The sequence below is a fragment of the Rheinheimera sp. MM224 genome, from assembly GCF_947090785.1.
Lineage (GTDB): Bacteria > Pseudomonadota > Gammaproteobacteria > Enterobacterales > Alteromonadaceae > Pararheinheimera.
In genome coordinates, this window is the sequence record NZ_OX352320.1 from 855,945 (window position 1) to 877,088 (window position 21,144).

Sequence of the window (21,144 nt, forward strand, 5' to 3'; positions counted from 1 at the left end):
TTAGCCCAAGTTCAACTGCTTAAATTTTGCGATAAGTGCCTCTGTGGACGCATCAAAGTTATTTTTTTGTTGATCAGATAACACCTGATAAATAGGCGTCGACAGCTGTTTACCCAGCTCAACACCCCACTGATCAAAAGAGTTGATATTCCACAAAACACCCTGACAAAACACCTTCTGCTCATAAAGCGCTATTAAGGCGCCTAAGTAATAAGGTGATAATTCTGGCAGCAATAAAGTATTGCTTGGCTTATTACCAGGAGACACTTTATGTGGTGCCAAAGCAATGGCTTCAGCTTCTGATGCGCCACTTGCCAGTACTTCAGCTTTGGCTTCTTCAAAGGTTTTGCCTTGCATCAAGGCCTGAGTTTGGGCAAAGCAGTGCGCTGCTAATCTGTGGTGATGATCTTTGAGCTCGTGACTGACTTTGGCCGGCAGAATAAAGTCTGACGGCACAGCCAGCACACTTTGGTGCAATAACTGATGATACGCATGCTGACCATTGGTGCCTGCATCCCCCCAAATCACCGGGGCTGTGGCATCTGTGAGTGGCTTGCCATCAAGATCCACCCCTTTACCATTACTTTCCATATCCAGTTGCTGCACGTAAGAAGGCAGGAAACGTAAATAATGGCTGTACGGCAGTAAGGCTTGCGCCTGACAACCTTTAGCATTGATATACCAGACGCCAAGCAAAGCCAAAATCACCGGCATATTCTGCTCAAGAGGTGCTTGGATAAAATGCTGGTCCATATCACGGGCGCCTTTGAGCAGTTGTTGAAACTGCTCCATGCCCAACTGCAATGCAACAGGGAAGCCTATAGCAGACCATAACGAATAACGTCCACCCACCCAGTCCCACATCGGCAGAATATGTTGTGCCACTATGCCAAATTCAGCTGCGGCTTTGATATTGGACGAAGTAGCCCAGAAATGCTGCGCTATAGCGGCTTTGTCTGCACCTTTGTCTATGAACCACTGCCGCACAGCCAAGGCGTTTTGTTTAGTTTCTTCAGTACCAAAAGACTTAGAGGCGACAAACACCAGCGTAGTGGCAGGGTTTAAAGCTTTGACTACATCAGAGACGACGGCACCATCTATATTGCCGGCAAAGTGAATACGCACAGGGCTTTTGTTAAAAGGCTCTAAAGCTTCACAGGCCATTTGTGGGCCCAGTAAAGAGCCACCAATACCAATCCAAATCAGATCGGTAATAGCATCGCCCTGATAGCCTTTGTATTCACCATTATGCAGCTGGCCAATCAGCTCTGCCATTTGTGTATGGCAGGCCTGAATTTCAGGCTGTAAATCCACACCATCTAATACTAAAGGCGTTTTTGTGTCTGCACGTAACGCCATATGCCAGACGGCACGTTGTTCCGTGTTATTTATTTTATCGCCACTTAGCATCTGCTGAGTTTTGCTTTGGATCTGGCTTTGTTTTGCCAGCTCCAACAGCTTTTGCCAGATGCCATCTGTGATCAGGTTTTTGGCAAAATCCAGATGAATACCACAGGCATTGACCTGGAATTTCTCAGCCCGCTTTGGGTCTGCAGCAAACTGCTGACGCAATGACAAAGGCTGTTGTGCCAGCTGTTTCAATTCAGCCCAAAGTGCAGACGACATCATATAAACTCCTGTAGTGATCCGATGGTGATAAAAATTAAGCCTGTATTTAGACCTGTAATTAAGCCTTTGATTGGGCCTGTAATTAAGCCTGTAATTGCGCCTGAATTAAACTTTCCAGCTTACGTTGGTCAATGGCAAATTTACGGATACCTTCCGACAGTTTTTCGGTGGCCATTGCATCTTCATTCAACGCCCAGCGGAATTCTGCTTCAGTCAAAGCCGCAGTTTCTTTGGCGGTAGCACCTGTATCTTGCAGATGAACTGTTAAGCTGCCTTGCTGCTGGCTTAATTCTTCCAGTAATCCAGGGCTGATGGTTAAGCGGTCGCAGCCTGCTAAAGCTAATACTTCGCCGATATTACGGAAGCTTGCACCCATCACCACAGTTTTGTGGCCATAAGTTTTGAAGTAACGATAAATTTCACGCACTGAAACCACACCTGGATCGGTTTCTGCTGTGTAGTCTTGTTTGGTGTTGGCTTTGTACCAGTCCAGAATACGGCCAACAAAAGGAGAAATTAAGAATATGCCAGCTTCAGCACAAGCACGGGCTTGCGCCATATGGAACAGCAGCGTCAGGTTACACTGAATACCTTGTTGCTCAAGATGGCGGGCGGCCTGAATACCTTCCCAGGTTGAGGCTATTTTGATCAAGATGCGATCTTTACTGATGCCATTTTCCTGATACAAAGCCACCAGTTGCAGCGCCTTGTTGATGCTGGCCTGAGTATCAAAAGATAAACGGGCATCCACTTCAGTAGAAACACGACCCGGCACTAACTTGCTGATCTGAGTGCCGATATCTACTGCAAACTTATCGCTGGCTATGCTGACCTGTGTTGCCAGATCTGAGCTTTTGCTTTTGGCATAAGCCACAGCCTGAGCCAACAACGGTTTGGAAAACTCCAGTTGGCTGGCGTTGAGTAACAAAGACGGATTTGTTGTAGCGTCTACAGGGCGGAATTGTTCAATGGCGCCTAAGTCACCACTGTCGACCACGACAGTAGTCACTGCTTTTAACTGTTCAAGTAAAGTGCTCATATTGTTTTATTACCGTTTTTCTGATCACAAGTCAGTGATGTGGGGCTTAATACTAAATAAATGTAGGAAAATTACAACATAAAAACAGGCTTTTGCGGCAAGTTTCCCTCATTCGGAATTCTGTTTATTTTACTGGTCGCAGCCTTATTCTATAAGGCCTGCATACGGATCTGAGCTTACCATGAAAAAAAGTAAAAACCATGTCTAAGCCGCGTCCGTATTGAGTTTTGTTGTCGAGCTAAAACTTTTAATTTGATATAGTCTCCAACCTTAGTTGTAGAGGAAGCCAAAGCCCATGTTGATGGTGATATCACCCGCCAAAGATTTAGATTACCAAAGTCCGCTATCAGTTACCGCCTTTAGCCAGCCCGCTTTGCTGGAGCAAAGCCTTGAGTTGATGCCCTATTGCCGCGATCTGACACCTGTCCAACTCTCAGGTTTAATGCATATCAGTGACAAACTGGCAGGCCTTAATGCTGCACGTTTTGCCCAGTGGTCTACACCTTTTACACCGGATAATGCCCGTCAGGCTTTGTTTGCTTTTAATGGGGATGTGTATCAGGGCTTGCAAGCGTCCAGCCTGAAACAAAAAGATCTGGACTATGCCCAGCAGCATTTACGCATTTTAAGTGGTTTATATGGGGTGTTACGGCCTTTGGATCTGATGCAGCCTTATCGTCTGGAGATGGGTACTTCGTTAGAAAATGGCCGTGGTAAAAATTTATATCAGTTCTGGGGCGAACGCATCAGCACTGAACTGAATCAACAGCTGGAGCAGCTAAATTCAGAGTTTTTGCTGAACTTAGCATCACAGGAATACTTTAAAGCTGTGGACAAAAAAGCCCTGAAGGCCAAAGTAGTGAATGTGGAATTTAAAGATTTCAAAAATGGTCAGTATAAAATCATCAGCTTTTTCGCCAAAAAAGCCCGTGGCCTGATGGCTCGTTATGTGATTGAGCAACAGATTGATCAGCTGGATGGCTTAAAGGAATTTAACAGTGCTGGCTATCAGTTTAGCAGCGCCGAATCCAAAGCCGACAAACTGGTGTTTACACGGATGCAACAGTCCGACTGATACTTCGCAATCTTTGCGCTAAATAACCGGAAAAGCCGCAGAAAACTGCGGCTTTTTAGTGCGCTTTTTTAATTGGCTTTTGCTAAAATGCGCGGCTCTATTGATCCGAGTGTTGCCCTATGAAATTCCCTGGTCGTCGTAAACTCAAACATTATTTTCCAGTGTCTCAGCCTAAGCTGACTTTACCCAGCTACGAAGTGCGGCCTGAACTAGACACTTATATTGTGGGTTTGGACCAAACCATAGTGGATGTGATTGCCAATGTCAGTGATGAATTTCTTGAAAAATACGGCATAGGCAAAGGCTTATCCAACTTAGTGGAACATGGCAAAGCTGACCTGATTTATCAGGAGTTAGTGGGCTCCAATGCTATTTCTGATCACTTTGCCGGTGGCACCATAGGCAATACAGTACATAACTATTCTGTACTGGCGGACGATAAATCTGTGTTATTGGGGGTGATGTCAGCCAATATTCAGCTGGGTTCTCCTGCATATCACTATTTATGCCATACCAGCAGCAAGGTGGATATGAACCATCTGCAGGGCGTACCAGGTGATATAGGCCGCGGTATTACCATGATCACCCCAGATGGCGAACGCACTTTTGTGATAGACCCGGGTGATATGGATGAGTTAACTCCAGCTTATATCCCGACCGATATTATTGCCAAAGCCGCAGCTATAGTGGTCAGTGCTTATCCGCTGCGCGCCACAGATCAGCCGATACAACAGGCTATGGTGAAAATGTTGTCCGATGCTAAAGCTGCAGATGTTCCTGTGGTGATGAGCTTAGGCACTAAACATTTAGTCGAAGAGCACAGGGAGCTGATTCAGCAAACTTTGTCGCAGTATGTCAATGTGCTCGCGATGAATGAGCTGGAAGCTGAAGCTTTAACCGGTTTTGCTGATCCATTGCTCGCGGCAGAAGCTGCGCTGGATTATGTTGATATGGTGCTGTTAACAGCGGGTCCTGAAGGCTTGTATTTATGTGGATACACAGACGCATCAGCCAAACGTGAAACCACCAATCCAATCAAATCCGGCGCTTTGGCTGATTACAATGAGTTTGAATTCAGCCGTCCTATGCAGAAAAAAGACTGCCAGCAGCCGGTGAAAGTCTACTCGCATATCGACCCTTATTTGGGTGGGCCTGAGCGGATTAAAAATACCAATGGCGCTGGCGATGGCGCTTTAGCTGCTATTTTACATGACATAGCGGCCAATCATTTCCACCGTCAAACTTTGCCTTTATCCAGTAAACATGAACAACCTTATCTGGCTTATTCGTCTTTTGCTCAGATCTGTAAATATGCCAACCGCGTCAGTTACGCCATTCTGGTGCAAAATGCGCCACGCTTGTCTAAAGGCTTACCGGAAAAAGAAGACTCTCTGGAAGAAAGCTACTGGGACAGGTAACAACAGCTTACAAAATTCAATATAGAAGGCCGGTATTTCCGGCCTTCTTCTTTTCTACTTCTTTCTATATAGTGCCGGTGACTTTTTCTCCTGCTGTACAAGGACTGTAAATGCTGCGTTGGTTTTTTCTGTTGGCTGCTCTGTTTTCTGCTAGTGCTCTGGCCGATATTCACATTCCTAAAACCAGCGCCAGTATTAGCATTGATGGCGATTTATCTGACGCTGGCTGGGCACAAGCGAACAAAGTTCAGATAACTATAAACAGCTGGCCTGCCGACAATACGCCTGCTCCTGTAGCAACCGAAGTGCTGCTGATGGAAAACGGCGAGTATTTTTATCTGGCTTTTAAAGCCAAAGATCCCGATCCGTCCCAAATCCGCGCCTTTTTAAAAGACAGAGACGATGTCTGGGAAGATGATTTAGTCGGCATCAAAATTGACAGCTACAACGATCAAAAACTGGCTTATCAGTTTTTCAGTAATCCTTTGGGTGTGCAGGCAGATGCAATAGAAAATGAAGTTAGTGGCGATGAAAGTGATGCCTGGGATGGTATTTGGCAAAGTGTAGGCAAACTCACTTCTGATGGCTATCAGGTGGAGATCGCTATTCCGCTGCGCATTTTAAACTTTAATGACCGGCTGGCGCTGCAGCAATGGCGTATTGAGTTGGTACGGTTTTATCCACGCGATGTAAAACACCGTTTATCCAGCAATAAAATAGAAAGGGCGAACCCCTGTTGGATTTGCCAGATGCGTATCGCTACCGGTTTTTCCGGTGCCAAACAAGGCAGTCATTTTAGTGTGGTGCCGTCTTTGGTGACGGGGGCTAGCCAGCAACGTGATGTGACACCCGATGCAAAAACAGACTGGCAGACAGAACCCAATACCGAAGTCAGTCTGGATTTAAAATGGGGCATAACACCGGACATTAATCTCAATGCGACACTCAATCCTGATTTTTCTCAGGTAGAAGCTGATGTGGCGCAAGTGTCAATGAATGATACCTTCTCGTTATTTTTTGACGAAAAACGCGCTTTTTTCCTCGATAACCAAGACTATTTCAGTTCACCTCTGGATCTGGTTTACACCCGCAATATTGGTGCACCTGACATGGGCGCTAAGCTGACGGGCAAACAACAGCAACATTCCTTTGCCTTTTTTGCCGCTAATGACGAAAAAACCACCTTTATAGTGCCAGGCAACCTCGGATCTGACGTCGCCGTATTGGATGAAGAAAGCACCAACGCTGTGCTGAGATATCGTTACGATCTGAATGCAGATTTATCTTTGGGCTGGATCAGTAGCCTACGGCAAAGCGACAGCTATCACAATAATTTATCAGGCGTGGATCTGAAGTATAAAATCACGGATCAGGATGAACTGGTGCTGCAGTATTTGTATGCGGACTCTGCGTATTCGGAGCCATTACGTCAAAGCTTTGGAGATTCTGAAGCGGGTTTACGTTTAGCGGATGATTTGTCAGACCCAGCTTACTTTTTCATGTATGAACATGATGATGGTGCCTGGCTATGGAATACCGAATATCTGGCGCTGGAAAAGGAGTTTCGGGCTGATATGGGTTATATGCCACAAACCGACTTTCATAAATTTGTGCAGGGTTTGGGCTATCAGTGGTTTTCTGACAGCAGCTGGTGGAACAGGGCTATTCTGAGCGGCGATTGGGATATCAGTCATAACGCCAATAATGAGCTATTGGAAAAAGAAGCAGAGCTATTTTTGGAGTTATGGGGACCACAACAAAGCTTCTTCTCTTTTAGTCTGACCGACAGAGATAAAACAGGTCCGCGTCTGAATAATAATTCTTTGGCTATTGATGGCAATACGCTGATGTTTAATGAACAACGTTTTATTACTTTTGCGGAATTCAGACCTTTGCCAGCACTTTATGCCAACGCCGAAATAGAACTGGGTGATGCCATTGATTACCGCAATAACAGGCTGGGGGATTTACTACAGCTCTCGCCTGAAGTCAGCTGGAATGCCAGTACTCATCTGCAAATTGAAGCCCGTCATACCTACAGATATTTAGAGGCCGACGGGGCAGAGGTTTTTACCGCCAACCTGACCGACTTACGTTTGAGCTATCAGTTTTCAGTGCGTAGTTTGTTGCGTCTGACCTTGATTTACAGTGATATTGTGCAGAATCCGCTGAATAATCCGGGCCTTACCCAGCAACTTGAACGTAGCTTGGGCAGTCAGTTATTGTATTCCTACAAACTAAACCCACAGACTTTGTTTTTTGCAGGCTACAGTGACAATGCTTATCAGGACGATGAACTGACAAGTTTGGAGCGGGATCAACGTTCTGTCTTTATGAAATTTAGTTATGCCTGGTTGCTTTAACAATGTATGACATTCTTGTAAAAGAAAAAGCTTTACAGCCCAAAGACTTCACTTTTATGCTGGGTTGATATGGCATAGACGTGGGTGGTCAGAAGTGGTGTGTTGGAAGCTTGTTTTTAAGATCGCCATAGTACTTTGTTGTAGCCATCAGCTGCAGGCTAAATCACAGGATGTGCATTTTCAAAGTAAAATGCCAGCCAATTGGCTGACTACAACACCTGTAAGCACTGAAAGTCTTGAGTTGAAATTAATGCGACTGATTTTGGCGCAAATCTCTGAACTCACCCCATATTTTCATCAGGTGAATTTCACTAAAGCCAGCGAGCTCACCCGCACTCAAACGGACAGCTGCATGGCCAGCATTTTAAAAAATCCACAACGACAGGCTGAATTTATTTTCAGCCGACCGCTTTCAGCTATCGAAGGTTTAAAACTCTATTTACCCAAAGACAGTAAGCTGCATACCAAATTGCAGTCCAAGCTAAAGCAATGGGGTGGTCAAGTCCGATTACGTGAGTTATTGCTGACTGAACCTGATTTTGTGTTAGGGCTGGATTTGGAACGCTCTTATGGTGCAGATCTGGATCTGTTGCTGAAAGAAAAAGTGGTCAGGCGTAGTTTGTACTTTAAGCAAAGTGGCGCTCAGATTGCGCAGCTTTGGCCTATGTTGCAGCAACATCGTGTCTCAGCAGTACTGGAATACCCTTTTATGCTGGCCACTACAGATGCAACTTTACTGCAAGGGTACAGAGTCGCCGAAGCTGAGCCTTTGCAGCTGGCTTATTTTGCCTGCAATAAAAGCGAAACTGGCCAGGCTATTATCGATAAACTAAATCAAAGCATCGCAGCTTTGGCCGGCACTCAGGCCTATCTGGATTTACATTTAGAAACGGTGCCTGCAGAGCGTCAGCAGGAATTTATACAGAATTACAATAAGTTAATGCTGGGCAAGATAAATTAAGTCAGGACCACTAACCCGACATAGTTCGCTTCTTGATACCGCGGAATATATCGGGTCAGGGTAAAGAATTAACCTTTGGCTTTGGCGGCTTTTTTCAGCGCTTTTTTCTTGGCTGCTGTTTTAGGTTTTTTCTGTTTAGTTGGCGCTTTGGCTTCTTTGTGTTTAGGGCGCATACCTTCAATAAAGCGGCGTTTTAACGGCTGCTCTGTATAACGCTCAACTTTACCCACCACACCAATATCGTGAGCTTCAACTAACGAAATTGCAGTACCTTTTTTACCAGCGCGACCGGTACGGCCAATACGGTGGACATAGACATCGGCAGTGCGTGGCATATCGTAGTTAATCACATGAGTAATATCGTCGATATCCAAGCCACGAGCCGCTATGTCGGTCGCCACCAGAATACGCACCTGATTGTTACTGAAACGAGCTAAAGCAGTCTGACGTTTGTCTTGTGCCATTTCACCCTGTAACCAGCAACACTTTAAACCTGCGGCTTCCAGCTGACCTGTTAAGGTGGCTAAACGTTCACGGGTCTTCACAAAAACTATGACTTTACTGACATCTTCTTGTTTCAGAATATGAATAAGCAGCGCCAGTTTGTGATCGGCATCGTCAGCGGCGTGCATCCACTGCAGAATCTTCGCTTTTTCGCGACGTGGTGGTGCAGCTTCAACCAGCACTGGCTCACGTAAAGCGCGCTCTGAAAACTTGTTGACGCCATTGCCCTCCAAAGTGGCGGAGAACAACATGGTCTGACGACGACGTTTGGCTTCCAGAATAATGCGGTTCATTTCACCGACAAAACCCATATCCAGCATACGGTCGGCTTCGTCGAGGATCAGTACTTCCACTTCGTCAGCATGGAAACTTTCGTTATCCAGATATTCAATTAAACGACCTGGTGTCGCGACCAGAATATCGTTGTTTTTTTCTAAGGTTTCTTTGTGACTGCCGTAGTTGATACCGCCGGTGATTACACCAGCGTGCAGGTCGGTCAGCATAATCAGCTGTTGCACCTGTTCAAAAATCTGATAAGCCAGTTCACGGGTAGGCGTCATGATCAATACACGTGCAAAACCCGGATCACGGCGCGGAAAATCCAGCAGGTACTGAATAGCTGGCAATAAAAACGCCAGGGTTTTGCCTGTGCCTGTAGGCGCACTGGCCAGTATGTCGCGGCCTTCCAAAGCCACAGGAATAGCCAGTTTCTGAATGCTGGTCGCTTCTTTAAAACCCGCTTTACTCAGGGTTTTCTCTAAGCTCTCATCCAGTTGAAACTCAGCAAAGGTCATTTTTTCCTGTGCAGTGTTAATTTCGCTCACGCTGTTCTTACCTTCTGTTTAAATCGTCTGGGATATACCCGTCGTACTTGAAGCCGCAGCTTTGTTAACTTCACGTTTTCGCTCAGTCACATAGGTGAACTATGCTCCTTGGGTCTCAAACGCTTGTTGCCTCTCTGCAACTCCAATTACTTAGGGTATAAGTAATTCTCTACTGACACACAAAACAGCTTCTTATACACTGCCACTCTTTTGACCTTAGTAAGTAAGGACAGTGGTGAGCGGCTTTTGGTGTAAAGAATTTTTTGTTGGCCACGACCGCTGTGCGATGAAAGTCAGCACGGACGCCTTCCTGTTGGGCGCCTGGGCAACTTTACCCAAGGCTGGCACAGCTTTGGATATAGGAGCTGGTAGTGGCATTTTGTCTCTGATGCTGGCGCAGCGACTGCAAAAATCGGGGCTGAACCCTATAGTTTATGCAATCGAACTGGACCAGGATGCTGCCTTACAGGCGCATGATAATGTGGCGGCCAGTCGCTGGGCGGCACAAATCCAAGTCATTCAGGCCGATATTCTAACCTATGCGGCGACGGATAACCAACCAGAGCTTGGATTTGAGCTGATTATCAGCAATCCTCCCTATTTTCAGCAGAGTTTAGGCGCTTCAGATCCGAAGCGGCATCAGGCCCGCCATACCGACAGCTTATCTTTTATTGATTTGGCTGTTGTTGCCAAAAAGCTTGCTACAGCTGATGCACATTTTTGCCTGGTGCTGCCTGCTGATACAGATTTTATCTCTGTGGCAGAAAAGGCTGGCTGGACTTTGCAACGCCGTTGTCTGGTCAAAACCGCCGCAAACAAGGCTGCCAAATTACAGTTATTGGATTTTAGTGCCAGTGCCGTATCCAGCCAGCTTGAACAGACAGAACTCTTGATACAGCAAAGTCCAGGGCCGTACAGTGAGGACTATCGAAAGCTTCTCGCCGATTTTTATTTAAGGTTTTAACTGATGACTTTGTCCTGCCCCTTTAGCCCAAAAGAGTTACGCCAGTTAGTGTTACAGCACCAAGGCTTGCTTCAACCCGCATCCGGCAAAGCAGCAGTGGCAGAGGTCCTGAAACAAATTAGCTATGTGCAGCTGGATTCGATTTATGTGGTGGAGCGAGCACATCATCACGTGTTGTATAACAGAGTAAAAAACTACCAGCCGAAGCTATTAGACAAGGCGCTGGAGCAAAAACAAAGTTTTGAATACTGGTCGCACGCCGCTGCATTTTTACCAGCCGAAGATTATCGTTTTAGTTTGCAGCGAAAGCTCTTACTGCAAAACGGCAACAACCACTGGTTTAATCCAGAGCAGCAACTGATGAATGAAGTGCTGACCCGTATTCAGGCCGAAGGCCCACTAAAGGCCAGTGACTTCGTTAGTTCTGGTCAGAAAAACGGAGCCTGGTGGGACTGGCAACCGGCCAAGCAGGCACTGGAACAGCTGTTTATGCAAGGCAAGCTAATGGTGGCCAGAAGGGACAAATTCCAGAAGGTCTATGATCTGGCGGAACGGGTCTGGCCTGATCATCATCAACATTTACCTCCAACAGACGCTGAGTTTGCTGATTATTTAATTGAGCGTTGTCTGCAAAGTCAGGCTGTGGCGACAGTGCAGCAAATAGGTTATCTGCGTAAGAATATGCAGTTGGTATTAAAGCAGCAGCTAAAACAACAGCTGGAGCAGGGCAGGCTGCAAAGTTTTCTGCTGGATGGAAAGACGTATTACCATAGGCCCCAGTTAGCGCTTACTAACAAACTACCTAATAAAGTGCCAAATAAAGTCTGGCTGTTGTCGCCTTTTGATAATCTGGTGATCCAGCGCGACCGGCTAAAGCAGCTGTTTAATTTTGATTACCAGATTGAAGTTTATGTACCAGCCGCCAAACGGCAGATTGGTTATTACAGCTTGCCGATTTTGTATAAAGACCAGTTTATCGGCCAGGTGGATGTCAAAGCAGACAGAGCCAGCAAGACCTTATTGTTGCAGCATTTAGTGCTTGATGAGCAGGTGAAATTGACGGACGCATTAAAAGCGGCGCTGCTAAAAGCTGTGCTGGACTACGCCGCTTTTAATGGCTGCGAGACCTGGCAACTGGTAAAAACCAGTGCCAGAACCCGCGACTGGCTTGTAAGTTAAAGCCCAATTAAAGCTTGGTTCGGTAGACGTACTTAGCCAAAGGATGTTGTTGCTTTTGTAAGTCTTGCACAAAAAGCTGTGCAACCTTTGATGCACCTTGCACCGATAAATGCGTATTGTCAGTTTTGCCATCCGGAAACTTCTGATACAAACCAGCCGGTACCTGAATAAAATACGGCTGACTGCCGTCCGGACCTAACTCTTGCCATAAATCACAGCTTTGCTGCTGCAAATCAAAAAAATCGATTTGAGCCAATTCGGCCTGCTGTTTAGCTTGGGTTGCATAAGCCGCTAAATCCCGCTCTAAGCTGTTGCCTTTAAAATTCCGCCTGCAGATCGAGCTGGCAAGCAGTGGAATGGCGGCTTTGGCTTTGACCTCGCGGATAAACTGCTGCAACAACTGTGGGTAACGCGTATTGACTTGTGCATAACGCTTAGGGTCGTCTTGTTTTTGATCGTTATGGCCAAACTGGATCAACACATAATCGCCAGCTTGTAATTCATCGAGCAGCATTTGCCAGCGGCCTTCGTTTAAAAATCGTAAGGTGCTGCGGCCATTGGCCGCTAAATTGACAACTTGCAACTGCGGCAGCATAAAGTCAGGTAACAACTGGCCCCATCCACGCTCCGGATACGCCAGATTAGTTTTATCCGACATTGTGGAATCACCGATCAGATACAGCTTAGCTGGCGGGGTGTTGAGTTTGGTTTTTAACCAACTGCGGACTGTTTTTAACAACTGTTCTGGTTGCCACTGGCCCTGATAGACCCAATCAGCATTAATGGCTGGTGTTCCTTTTGGCCAATTCTCTTGCAACCAGCCGTAATTGGCTCCACTGGAACCGCTAAAATAACTACGCTCGCCCCATAAGTTGGCTCTGTCGCGGCTGGGTTCATCCGGATAGGTTTTACGGAATATAGGTTTATCGGCCATCAAAGGCGAATACTGATTATTCTGTAGATAAAACTGGGCGTCATAATGCCGGCGCCCGAGTAAAAAGCCCTGAATACCGGATAGCTTCGAGTCTGTGACCACTAACTTCGCGTTTTTATCTAGCTCGCCGTCATGCCAGAGCGAAGCTTCTGTGGCCTGGCTATAAAACTGGCTTTGTGTAACCCAGGCTGTTCCGCGTGGGCAAACATAATCGACATGGCCTTCAAAGTAACAGTTGCTGTGGTAATACAGCCCTTGTTTATTCCATAAACTTAAGCTGTCAGCGCCACCCGCTATCACGCGGCATTGGTCTGTGATGATACGGCTGGCCTGCTCAAAACCACGAATGGCAAACTGATGATCATGATCGCCATACACAGCGCCGTAGCTGTTGAATACGGTTAAATCCAGCAGCACTATATCCGAGGCTTTAATATTAACCACGGCAGAGCCCCAGTCATCAGGCTGCTGTTTTAAATGGTTTTTACGAAGTTCAGCGAATTCAATAGTGGTACTGGTTTTACCGCTGCCAGCCAAAATGACTTTGTCGCGGGTCAGGTAAAGTTTTTCTTTATAAATACCAGGGCCAACTTCAATCAATGCCCATTGCTGAGTGGCGGGTAAGGATTCCAGCGCTTGTTGAATAGAGTGAAAAGGCGCTGAGCCATCTAAAGCGACCTGTAAGCGAAGTGGCTGCTCACTGGCGTGCAGGTTCAGGCAAAACAGGCTGAGTACAAGTAGACTCAGCCTGACAAACAGTGACCACATTCGTTAATCCTTCAACAACTGTGCCATTTGCACACCAGCCATAATAAAAGGCCCTGTGCCTTTGCTGTCGTTGCGGTAGATAGGCTCACTCATGTAATAGTGGTAGCTGCCATCCCGACCAGCACCTAAACCTGCGACCTGTACCATAGTGGTCAGGCTGATGCTGCCATCCGGATGCACCAGTACAAATTCATTGAGCAGGCCTTGCCAGGCTTTTTTACTGATATCCAGATACCGATCTTTGGGTAAATAACCTTTATTGATGGCTTTGGCATAAAAATAGACAAACATGCTGCTGCCGCTCGATTCCAGATAGTTACCACGTTCACCGGCTTTATCCATAATCTGATACCAGACACCGCTTTCAGGGTCTTGATATTTGGCTAAATCTGCAGCCAGCTCGGTTACCATATTCAATAAAGGCTGACGTAATTCGGTGTTATCCGCTGGGATATAATCCAAAACATCCACCAGCGCCATACCCAACCAGCCAATAGCACGGCCCCAGAAATAAGCAGAACGACCTGTGGTTTTATCGGCCCAGTCCATCTGTTTTGACTCATCCCAGGCATGGAAATACAAACCGGTTTTGTCATCACGTAACTGTTCACGGGTCACCACAAACTCGTGCACCACTTGCTCCAGACTGGCACCTTGCTCAAATAAACTGCTGTAATAAGCTAAAAACGGCATGCCCATATAAACCCCGTCCAGCCAGAGCTGATTTGGGTAAATCTGCTTATGCCAGAAAGCGCCGTTTGAGGTTTTTGGGTGATGTTTTAACTGGTCGCGTAACTTCTGAACTGCTAATTGATACTTGGGCTCTTTGGTGTGTTCAAATACCCTTAGCAGCAGATTGCCACTATTGATGCTGTCGATATTAAATTTGCTGGCGTCGTAGCTAGGAATAGTGCCGTCAGCAGCGACAAAGCTGTCGGCCATTTTGTCGATCACGGCCTGATAAGCAGGGTTAGCAGCATATTTATTTAAGTCATCAAAAGCCTGCACCAATAAACCTGTGGTGTATTCAAAGGCGACAGGGCGGTCACGTTCGGTATCCCAACCACCCCAATAATACTGGCCAGCCTGGCGCTTCAGCTCTGAGTTGGCTAATTGCTGGCTCCAGTACAAAGCTCGTTCGCTGGTCAGAGGCTGACTGGTTTGGGCTTGGGTTAATTCTGTTTTTAATCTCAGGCGCGGTGTTAGAGTTAAACGTTCCACTTCCTGCTGCAGATACTCAACAAATCGCTGCTCGTTAGTGATGCCGTTCAGTTCATGTTGCCATGCGCCTAACAGGTAATACTCCAGATGCTGGCCTGATACATTCATCACTGCGACATGGTTATGTTCGTCTGTGCTGAGCTGTTCCAGCTTGCCACGTTTAAATAAGATCGCCATGCCAAGGTTGGCACCATCCAGGCTTTGTTTACCGTAAGTCGCAAGATAAGTGTAAGTATGGCCGCTACTTTCCAAAGTTCCGGTCAGCAGTTGAGTGTCAGGGAGTTTTACTATGCCAAGTGCCAGATTATCCAGCGGTTGGCTTAAGGTCAGACGGTTTTGTAATAAACGGCTGCCCGCTGTCATCGACAAATGGGCTTTGACATCCAAGGTTTTACCGGCAATCTGCCAGTTTTTGTAGTCTATGGTCAGCGCTGAATACAAAGGGCCATTTTCGATGATAGTGACGCTATGACCGTCCAATTTAGAGACTCGCTCTACTTTGCTGCCATCCCAGTAGCCAAAACCACCGGCGCCTACAGCTTTGCCAACTTTGAGCACATCTGTGCCCCATGGCAGCATTTCATGGTAAGAGCTGTAACCATCCTGGCCTATTTGATCCAGCACCGGCTTGCCGGTTTTATTGCCAAAAATATCAAAGCCGTTACGCCAGTCCAGATAAATACGGTAAGCCACTTTATCCGATTCAATACCCGGGCCTTCGTAACGGATAAACTCACTGTGATCTGTGTATTGAGATGGAGGCGTCAGGCTGCTGACATTTTCAAAGCTGCCACCGACGTATTGTTTGTCTTGCCACTGGCCACCGGTTTTTTGCGAAATTTCGGCCTGAGTTTGTTTAGGCAGCTCTGTGGCTGTGCCTGCAGTGATTTGTAGTTCTAAAGTTTCACCAGCACTCAGAGTGGGGCTAATGAATAAGGTATCTTTTTGGCCATCAGCGTTGCGGTCAATCCACTGTGAAGGCAGTAGGCCTTGAGCGCTGGTCGCAATAAAAGCGGAATTCTGTACTTCAGTTTCTGCCAGACCTAAGTCGGCTGCAGGTAGATAAATAGGTTCTTGTGAACGGGCGAAAACCGAGGGGTTATGAATGCTTAAGGTGGCGACAGATGATGCTGTAGTTGGCTGAATAGCTTGTTGTTCAGTTGGTTCTGGCGCTGGGGCTGATTTACTGCAAGCTACTAAAAAACTTAAGCTGAGGCTGGAGATCAGCAATGGGCGTTTAAACATCGAAGTCACGGCTATTACCTGTTGTAAGAGTAAAAACAAATTCGTGACTTACAGTGCCAGACTGCAAGTCACGCCAAAGCCGCCATCCATGGCTAAGCTATGAGAGAGATTAAAATTTGTATTGAGCGCCTAAGTAGTATTGACGACCAGTTTCATGGTAATAAGTCAGGCGGTTACCGGCTGAATCTACCCATTGATCATCCACTTCGTCGGTCAGGTTCAGTGCTTCAAAACTGATTTTCCAGTTGTCGTTTAACGCATAGGAAACCGATGCATCCACGTTAGTGGTGGCGTTGGTGCCTTCCATATCGTTGTTATCACGGCCAACGGCTGTGGTCAGGTATTTGCCACGTTTTGCCATGGAGACACGAGCGTTTAAAGCTTCATGTTCGTAGTAAAGAGTGGCTGCTGAGGTATTTTTTGACAAACCGTTTAAGTCGCGGGTTGCTTGTACAACACCAGCTGCGTTGACATAGTCCATTTGGGCATCGACATAAGTGTAGTTACCGATAAAACCAAACCTGTTCCAGAACTCAGGCAAGAAGGTAAAAGGCAACTGATAGCTGACTTCCATCCCTTTTAAATCGCCGCCAGGGCCATTCAACGGCGTAGTCACCTGCCAATCCACGTTTTCGTTACAGTCATCGTTGTAACCAGGGCCTGCAGTACAGGCATCAATTGCAGCCTGAATCGGCAAGCCAGTTGCGGTAAAGGCTTTGGTTTCACGTAAGGTCTGAACATGGCTGTCGATATCTTTGAAGAAAAACGCCACACCTAACATGGATTCGTCAGAGAAATAGAATTCAAAACCCAAATCGTAGGTCTGAGCTTTAGTCGGCTCCAGTTGTGGGTTGCCACCAGAAACAGCGCGGCTGCCGCCGGAAACAGAAACTGATACGTCAGGACGAATGGCCCCTAAACCAGCTCGTGCCATTACTTCCGCAGCACCAAAACGTACTATCACATCTTCCCATGGCTCCAATGCCAGGTTGATTGACGGTAATAATTCGTTGTAGTCATGTTCAGCGGTAATCTGAGTTGGAGTGGTGGCAAAAGTAGCCCAGGCTGTCGAACTTTGGTCTGTTTTCACCTGACGTAAACCAACGTTACCACGCAGTGGCATGTCAGCAATGTCCGTATCAAAACCCAGTTGCAGATAAGCACCTAAGGTTTCTTCTGTAGCTGAGTAGTTATCAGGGCGACGGAAATCTGCACTGACCTCAAAAGCACCAGTATTACTGTAGATATCGTATTGAGCATCAATAGCTGCGAAATCAGGCACTAACCAGACTGGCTGACTACCTAAGCCGGAATTGTATTGCATCAGCAGATCTGGGGTATAGACAATACCAGCACCGTTTTCTGTCTGACGGCGAGCTTCGTAGGTTTCAAAACTAAAATCTTTGTAGTGCAGACCTGCCTTTAACGTCAGGTTATCAGTTAGCAGATAAGTAAAATTCAGTTCTGCTGTATCAAAGGTGTTTTCTGCCCCCAATGGACGTAAACGCACGCTGTTTGAGGTCCAGCCGTTTGGATCAAATACACCTGCGCCATAAGTCAGAGCCGGGTTTTCTCTGTTGCCACCGCGATAATCATAAGCAAATTCAACACCGCGTTTTTCTGCTACTAAGGTAGTTTGTACCGGGTTATCAAATTCTGATTTGGCGGTACCTATCATGGCATCCATACTCAAATCATCAGTCAGGTGCTGCTTTAATGACAGGTTGTATTGCAGGAATTCGGTGCTGAGTTCGTCAAAGCGGTTTTCGGCACGAATAGTGGCATTTTCAAAACTACCATAGGTCATGGTGTTGGTATCATCGATAAAATAATCGACTACATTCATATCACCTGTAATGCCTGAAGGCGCTACATCAGGTCCGGTGATATTGGCTCCGGCATTCAAAATACCTTGTAAAAACACTTCATTACGGGTGGCATCTGTTTTTGCGTACAACACATCTAAATCAATTTTTGTATCGTCATTAGGTCTGAACTGAAAGGATGAACTTAAACCCAGGCGGTCCATATCATGAGTGTAGGAGTCATAACGTGGTAAACGTGGCCTGGCTGCAGCGTTAATTTCTGCTAACTCAGGAGCGTCTGCATCACCCTGGTAACTGCCAAAGTCGTTGACGCTATTCCAACGCACCGTACTGGCACCTTGATCTTTCAGCTGACGTTCTGAATAAGAGGCTGAAAATAAAGCACCAATTTTACCGTCGGCGAAAATATTACTGACTAAAAAGGACGTTTTAGGATCAGACTTTTCAGACAAATCGTTGTAACCCATCTGGCCAGAAGCTGCAAAAGTAAAGCCATCATAATCAAAAGGTTGGGCAGCTTTTAAGTCGACAGTTGCACCTAATGAGCCTTCTTCCACATCAGCGGACGCGGTTTTACGCACAGTTAAAGAACTGAATAAGTCGGAAGAGAAGGTGTTGAAGTCAAAACCACGGCCACGGTTTGCACCGCCGATTTGGTCGGTACCACCGCTGGTCGATACTGCTTCCATACCGTTGATACGAACACGGGTAAATTCAGGGCCTAAACCCCGAACTGAAATTTGACGGCCTTCACCTGCGGCACGTGAAATGGCAATACCAGGAATACGTTGTAAAGATTCTGCCAGGTTTAGATCCGGGAAGTCGGCAATATCTTCCGCCAGAATAGCGTCGACGGCGCCATCGGACTGGCGTTTTTGATTTAAAGCATTGGATAACGAATCGCGGAAACTGCCTTTCACTTCGATCACTTCAATTTTTTCGTCCAGCTTTTTCGTTTCGGTAGTTTCTTGTGCTGATACAGAAAATAGTGAAGTACAACCTGCGATAGCTAAAGCTAACGCAACTTTATTCGGGTGAAATGGCGTGTTGGATTTTGCCATGATATCTACCTCGTCCTGTCTGGTTCAAAGCGTTCAGCCAGTACATGCCAGCTGTATTTTTAATAATGGAAGACGCTTTGTGCGACTCCCTGTTGATTTTGTCTACCGGTGGCAAAAAATGCTTGCAATTTTGTGCCACCGATGGCAAAAAGCTAACACCAAGCTTAGATTACTGTCAAACGTCGCACAAAAAAAAATCAGTCATGTTGTAGGGTTTTATTTGGTTTTGATGGTTAACTTGTTGTTTTACATTGATAATGTTGCACATTTGGTCGGCGGATAAAATAGGTTTTGTTCCAGATGTGAAATTAATTCTGATTGGGCTGAACTTCACAGGCATTTTGAGCATTAAATGTGTAGTGACTGTGTTCTGATGCGGTAAGAGAAAGTCGCAGCGATTCAGACAAAAAAGGAGTCAAAAAATGTCGGCTTTATTTTCGTTAAAAGGGCAAAGGGCATTAGTTACCGGTGCCAGCCGTGGTTTAGGTAAAGCCATTGCGCAGGCGTTAGCACAAGCCGGAGCTTCGGTGATTTGCTGCAGTTCTCAATTGGATGGTGCCAGCAAAACTGCAGCTGAAATTGAGGCTCAAGGTGGTCAGGCCTTTTCATTAGCCGCTGATTTATCGGATTTAGATCAGGTGAGATCTTTAGCGCAAGGCGCTTTGGCTCTTGGCGAAGTACATATTCTGGTGAACTGCGGTGGCACTATTTTCCGTGCACCTGCAGTGGATTATCCAATGCAAGAGTGGCAAAAGGTGATGCGGGTGAATCTGGATTCAGCATTTTTATTAAGTCAGATGCTCGGAGCTGAAATGCTTAAACGCGGTCAGGGCAAAATTATTAATATTGCATCTATGTTGTCTTACAGCGGTGGTATTACCGTGCCGGCATATACCGCAAGTAAACATGCCATTACAGGTTTAACCAAAGCTTTGGCCAACGAATGGGCTGCTTCTGGCTTAAATATCAATGCGATAGCCCCTGGTTATTTCCGTACAGATAATACCTTTGCCTTGCAGCAGGATGAAGTTCGCAATCAAGCCATTCTGGCGCGGATCCCGTCAGGTCGCTGGGGAGAACCTGAAGATTTAGCAGGCGCAGCTGTATTTTTGGCAAGCAGTGCCAGTAATTATGTCAATGGCCATGTGTTGGCTGTAGATGGAGGCTGGCTGGCTCGCTAGAGCTAGCCTTAGCAGGAGATAGTGATGAATGTAATTTTTGAAAACCGTTTTGCCACAGCGCCCTTGGATGTCAAACACTACGACACCGAAAAGCTGCGGCAGAACTTTTTGATCGATAACCTGATGCAGGCCGATCAACTGGTGTTGTGTTACACCCACTATGAACGTTTGATTGTTGGCAGCGCTGTGCCGGTCAAAGCGCCAGTTGTATTACAAACAGTAGATGCGCTGAAGGCTGAGTTTTTTTTGCAGCGCCGTGAACTGGGTGTGATTAATGTTGGCGGCACCGGCTATGTGGAAGTAGACGGCACTAAATACGAGCTGGCGAATAAAGAGGCGTTGTATGTCGGTATGGGCTGCAAAAACGTCAGCTTTCATAGCTTAAACACACAGCAGCCCGCAAAGTTTTACTTAAATTCTACCCCTGCTCATCACGCTTATCCGGTTCAACACGTACGGATGAATGATTGTAAAAAGCTGGAGATGGGCGCTTTAGCCACCAGTAACGAGCGCATTATTTATCAGTTAATGATTAAAGAAGTGGTGCAAACCTGTCAGCTACAAATGGGCTTAACAGTGCTGAGCCAGGGCAGCGTCTGGAATACTATGCCAGCGCATCAGCATGACAGACGGATGGAAGCGTATTTCTATTTTGATCTGACACCTGGTCAGGCAGTGTGCCACTTTATGGGCGAACCCAAGGAAACCCGTCATTTGTGGATGGGCAATGAGCAGGCTGTGGTTTCGCCACCCTGGTCCATTCACAGTGGTGTAGGTACAGGCAGTTATGCCTTTATCTGGGGCATGGCGGGTGAAAATCTGGATTATCACGATATGGATAAATTTGGCCCTGATCAATTGAGATAAGGGGCGCGAAGTTCTGGGGAGAGCTTCGTTTAGTAACAGTTTAGTAAAAGGGCAGCAATCACTGCGATAGACAGTGTGCCCTTCG

General features: G+C 46.5%; 14 protein-coding genes. 8 read left to right on the top strand and 6 right to left on the bottom strand.

Annotation, left to right across the window (positions count from 1 at the left end; genetic code table 11):
* Both pgi and tal read right to left on the bottom strand, forming a co-directional pair.
* Positions 1 to 1,629, bottom strand: coding sequence for a glucose-6-phosphate isomerase (gene pgi / locus OM978_RS04115; protein ID WP_264345648.1), 1,629 nt, complete (start codon positions 1,627 to 1,629; stop codon positions 1 to 3).
* 82 nt (positions 1,630 to 1,711) lie between these two features.
* Positions 1,712 to 2,668, bottom strand: a complete 957-nt coding sequence (tal, locus tag OM978_RS04120; RefSeq protein WP_264345649.1) for a transaldolase — start codon at positions 2,666 to 2,668, stop codon at positions 1,712 to 1,714.
* Positions 2,669 to 2,963: 295 nt separating this feature from the next.
* Between tal and yaaA the strand changes: the two genes are divergently transcribed.
* The 4 genes from yaaA (at position 2,964) to OM978_RS04140 (ending at position 8,485) form a co-directional block, all read left to right on the top strand.
* Positions 2,964 to 3,743, top strand: coding sequence for a peroxide stress protein YaaA (gene yaaA / locus OM978_RS04125; protein ID WP_264345650.1), 780 nt, complete (start codon positions 2,964 to 2,966; stop codon positions 3,741 to 3,743).
* A 119-nt stretch (positions 3,744 to 3,862) separates the two neighbouring features.
* Positions 3,863 to 5,161: an inosine/guanosine kinase gene (locus OM978_RS04130; RefSeq protein WP_233007835.1), complete on the top strand. Its 1,299-nt coding sequence runs from the start codon at positions 3,863 to 3,865 to the stop codon at positions 5,159 to 5,161.
* 110 nt (positions 5,162 to 5,271) lie between these two features.
* Positions 5,272 to 7,524 (top strand): carbohydrate binding family 9 domain-containing protein, encoded by a 2,253-nt coding sequence (locus OM978_RS04135; RefSeq protein ID WP_264345651.1) that lies wholly within the window; start codon positions 5,272 to 5,274, stop codon positions 7,522 to 7,524.
* A gap of 250 nt (positions 7,525 to 7,774) precedes the next feature.
* Positions 7,775 to 8,485: a hypothetical protein gene (locus OM978_RS04140; protein ID WP_264345652.1), complete on the top strand. Its 711-nt coding sequence runs from the start codon at positions 7,775 to 7,777 to the stop codon at positions 8,483 to 8,485.
* A 68-nt stretch (positions 8,486 to 8,553) separates the two neighbouring features.
* Here the strand turns inward: OM978_RS04140 and srmB are convergent, their stop codons facing one another.
* Entirely contained in the window at positions 8,554 to 9,813 is a 1,260-nt protein-coding gene (gene srmB, locus OM978_RS04145) for an ATP-dependent RNA helicase SrmB (RefSeq protein ID WP_264345653.1), read from the bottom strand.
* Positions 9,814 to 10,048: 235 nt separating this feature from the next.
* Here srmB and OM978_RS04150 point away from each other — a divergent pair, with 235 nt between their 5' ends.
* The gene (locus tag OM978_RS04150) at positions 10,049 to 10,777 is read left to right on the top strand and encodes a tRNA1(Val) (adenine(37)-N6)-methyltransferase (RefSeq protein ID WP_264345654.1); all 729 of its coding nucleotides are present in this window, start codon (positions 10,049 to 10,051) and stop codon (positions 10,775 to 10,777) included.
* Between the two features lie 3 nt (positions 10,778 to 10,780).
* The gene (locus OM978_RS04155) at positions 10,781 to 11,956 is read left to right on the top strand and encodes a winged helix-turn-helix domain-containing protein (RefSeq protein ID WP_264345655.1); all 1,176 of its coding nucleotides are present in this window, start codon (positions 10,781 to 10,783) and stop codon (positions 11,954 to 11,956) included.
* 7 nt (positions 11,957 to 11,963) lie between these two features.
* Here OM978_RS04155 and OM978_RS04160 read toward each other — a convergent pair whose 3' ends face one another.
* The 3 genes from OM978_RS04160 to OM978_RS04170 all read right to left on the bottom strand — a co-directional run bounded on the left by OM978_RS04160 (position 11,964) and on the right by OM978_RS04170 (position 19,011).
* Positions 11,964 to 13,658, bottom strand: coding sequence for a pectinesterase family protein (locus OM978_RS04160; protein ID WP_264345656.1), 1,695 nt, complete (start codon positions 13,656 to 13,658; stop codon positions 11,964 to 11,966).
* 3 nt (positions 13,659 to 13,661) lie between these two features.
* Positions 13,662 to 16,124, bottom strand: coding sequence for a glycoside hydrolase family 88 protein (locus OM978_RS04165; protein WP_264346916.1), 2,463 nt, complete (start codon positions 16,122 to 16,124; stop codon positions 13,662 to 13,664).
* Positions 16,125 to 16,233: 109 nt separating this feature from the next.
* Positions 16,234 to 19,011, bottom strand: a complete 2,778-nt coding sequence (locus OM978_RS04170; RefSeq protein ID WP_264345657.1) for a TonB-dependent receptor — start codon at positions 19,009 to 19,011, stop codon at positions 16,234 to 16,236.
* A gap of 422 nt (positions 19,012 to 19,433) precedes the next feature.
* Between OM978_RS04170 and OM978_RS04175 the strand changes: the two genes are divergently transcribed.
* Both OM978_RS04175 and kduI read left to right on the top strand, forming a co-directional pair.
* The gene (locus OM978_RS04175) at positions 19,434 to 20,192 is read left to right on the top strand and encodes an SDR family oxidoreductase (protein ID WP_264345658.1); all 759 of its coding nucleotides are present in this window, start codon (positions 19,434 to 19,436) and stop codon (positions 20,190 to 20,192) included.
* A 24-nt stretch (positions 20,193 to 20,216) separates the two neighbouring features.
* Complete coding sequence (gene kduI / locus OM978_RS04180) at positions 20,217 to 21,059, top strand: 5-dehydro-4-deoxy-D-glucuronate isomerase (protein ID WP_264345659.1); 843 nt, start codon at positions 20,217 to 20,219, stop codon at positions 21,057 to 21,059.
* Positions 21,060 to 21,144 lie beyond the last annotated feature (85 nt).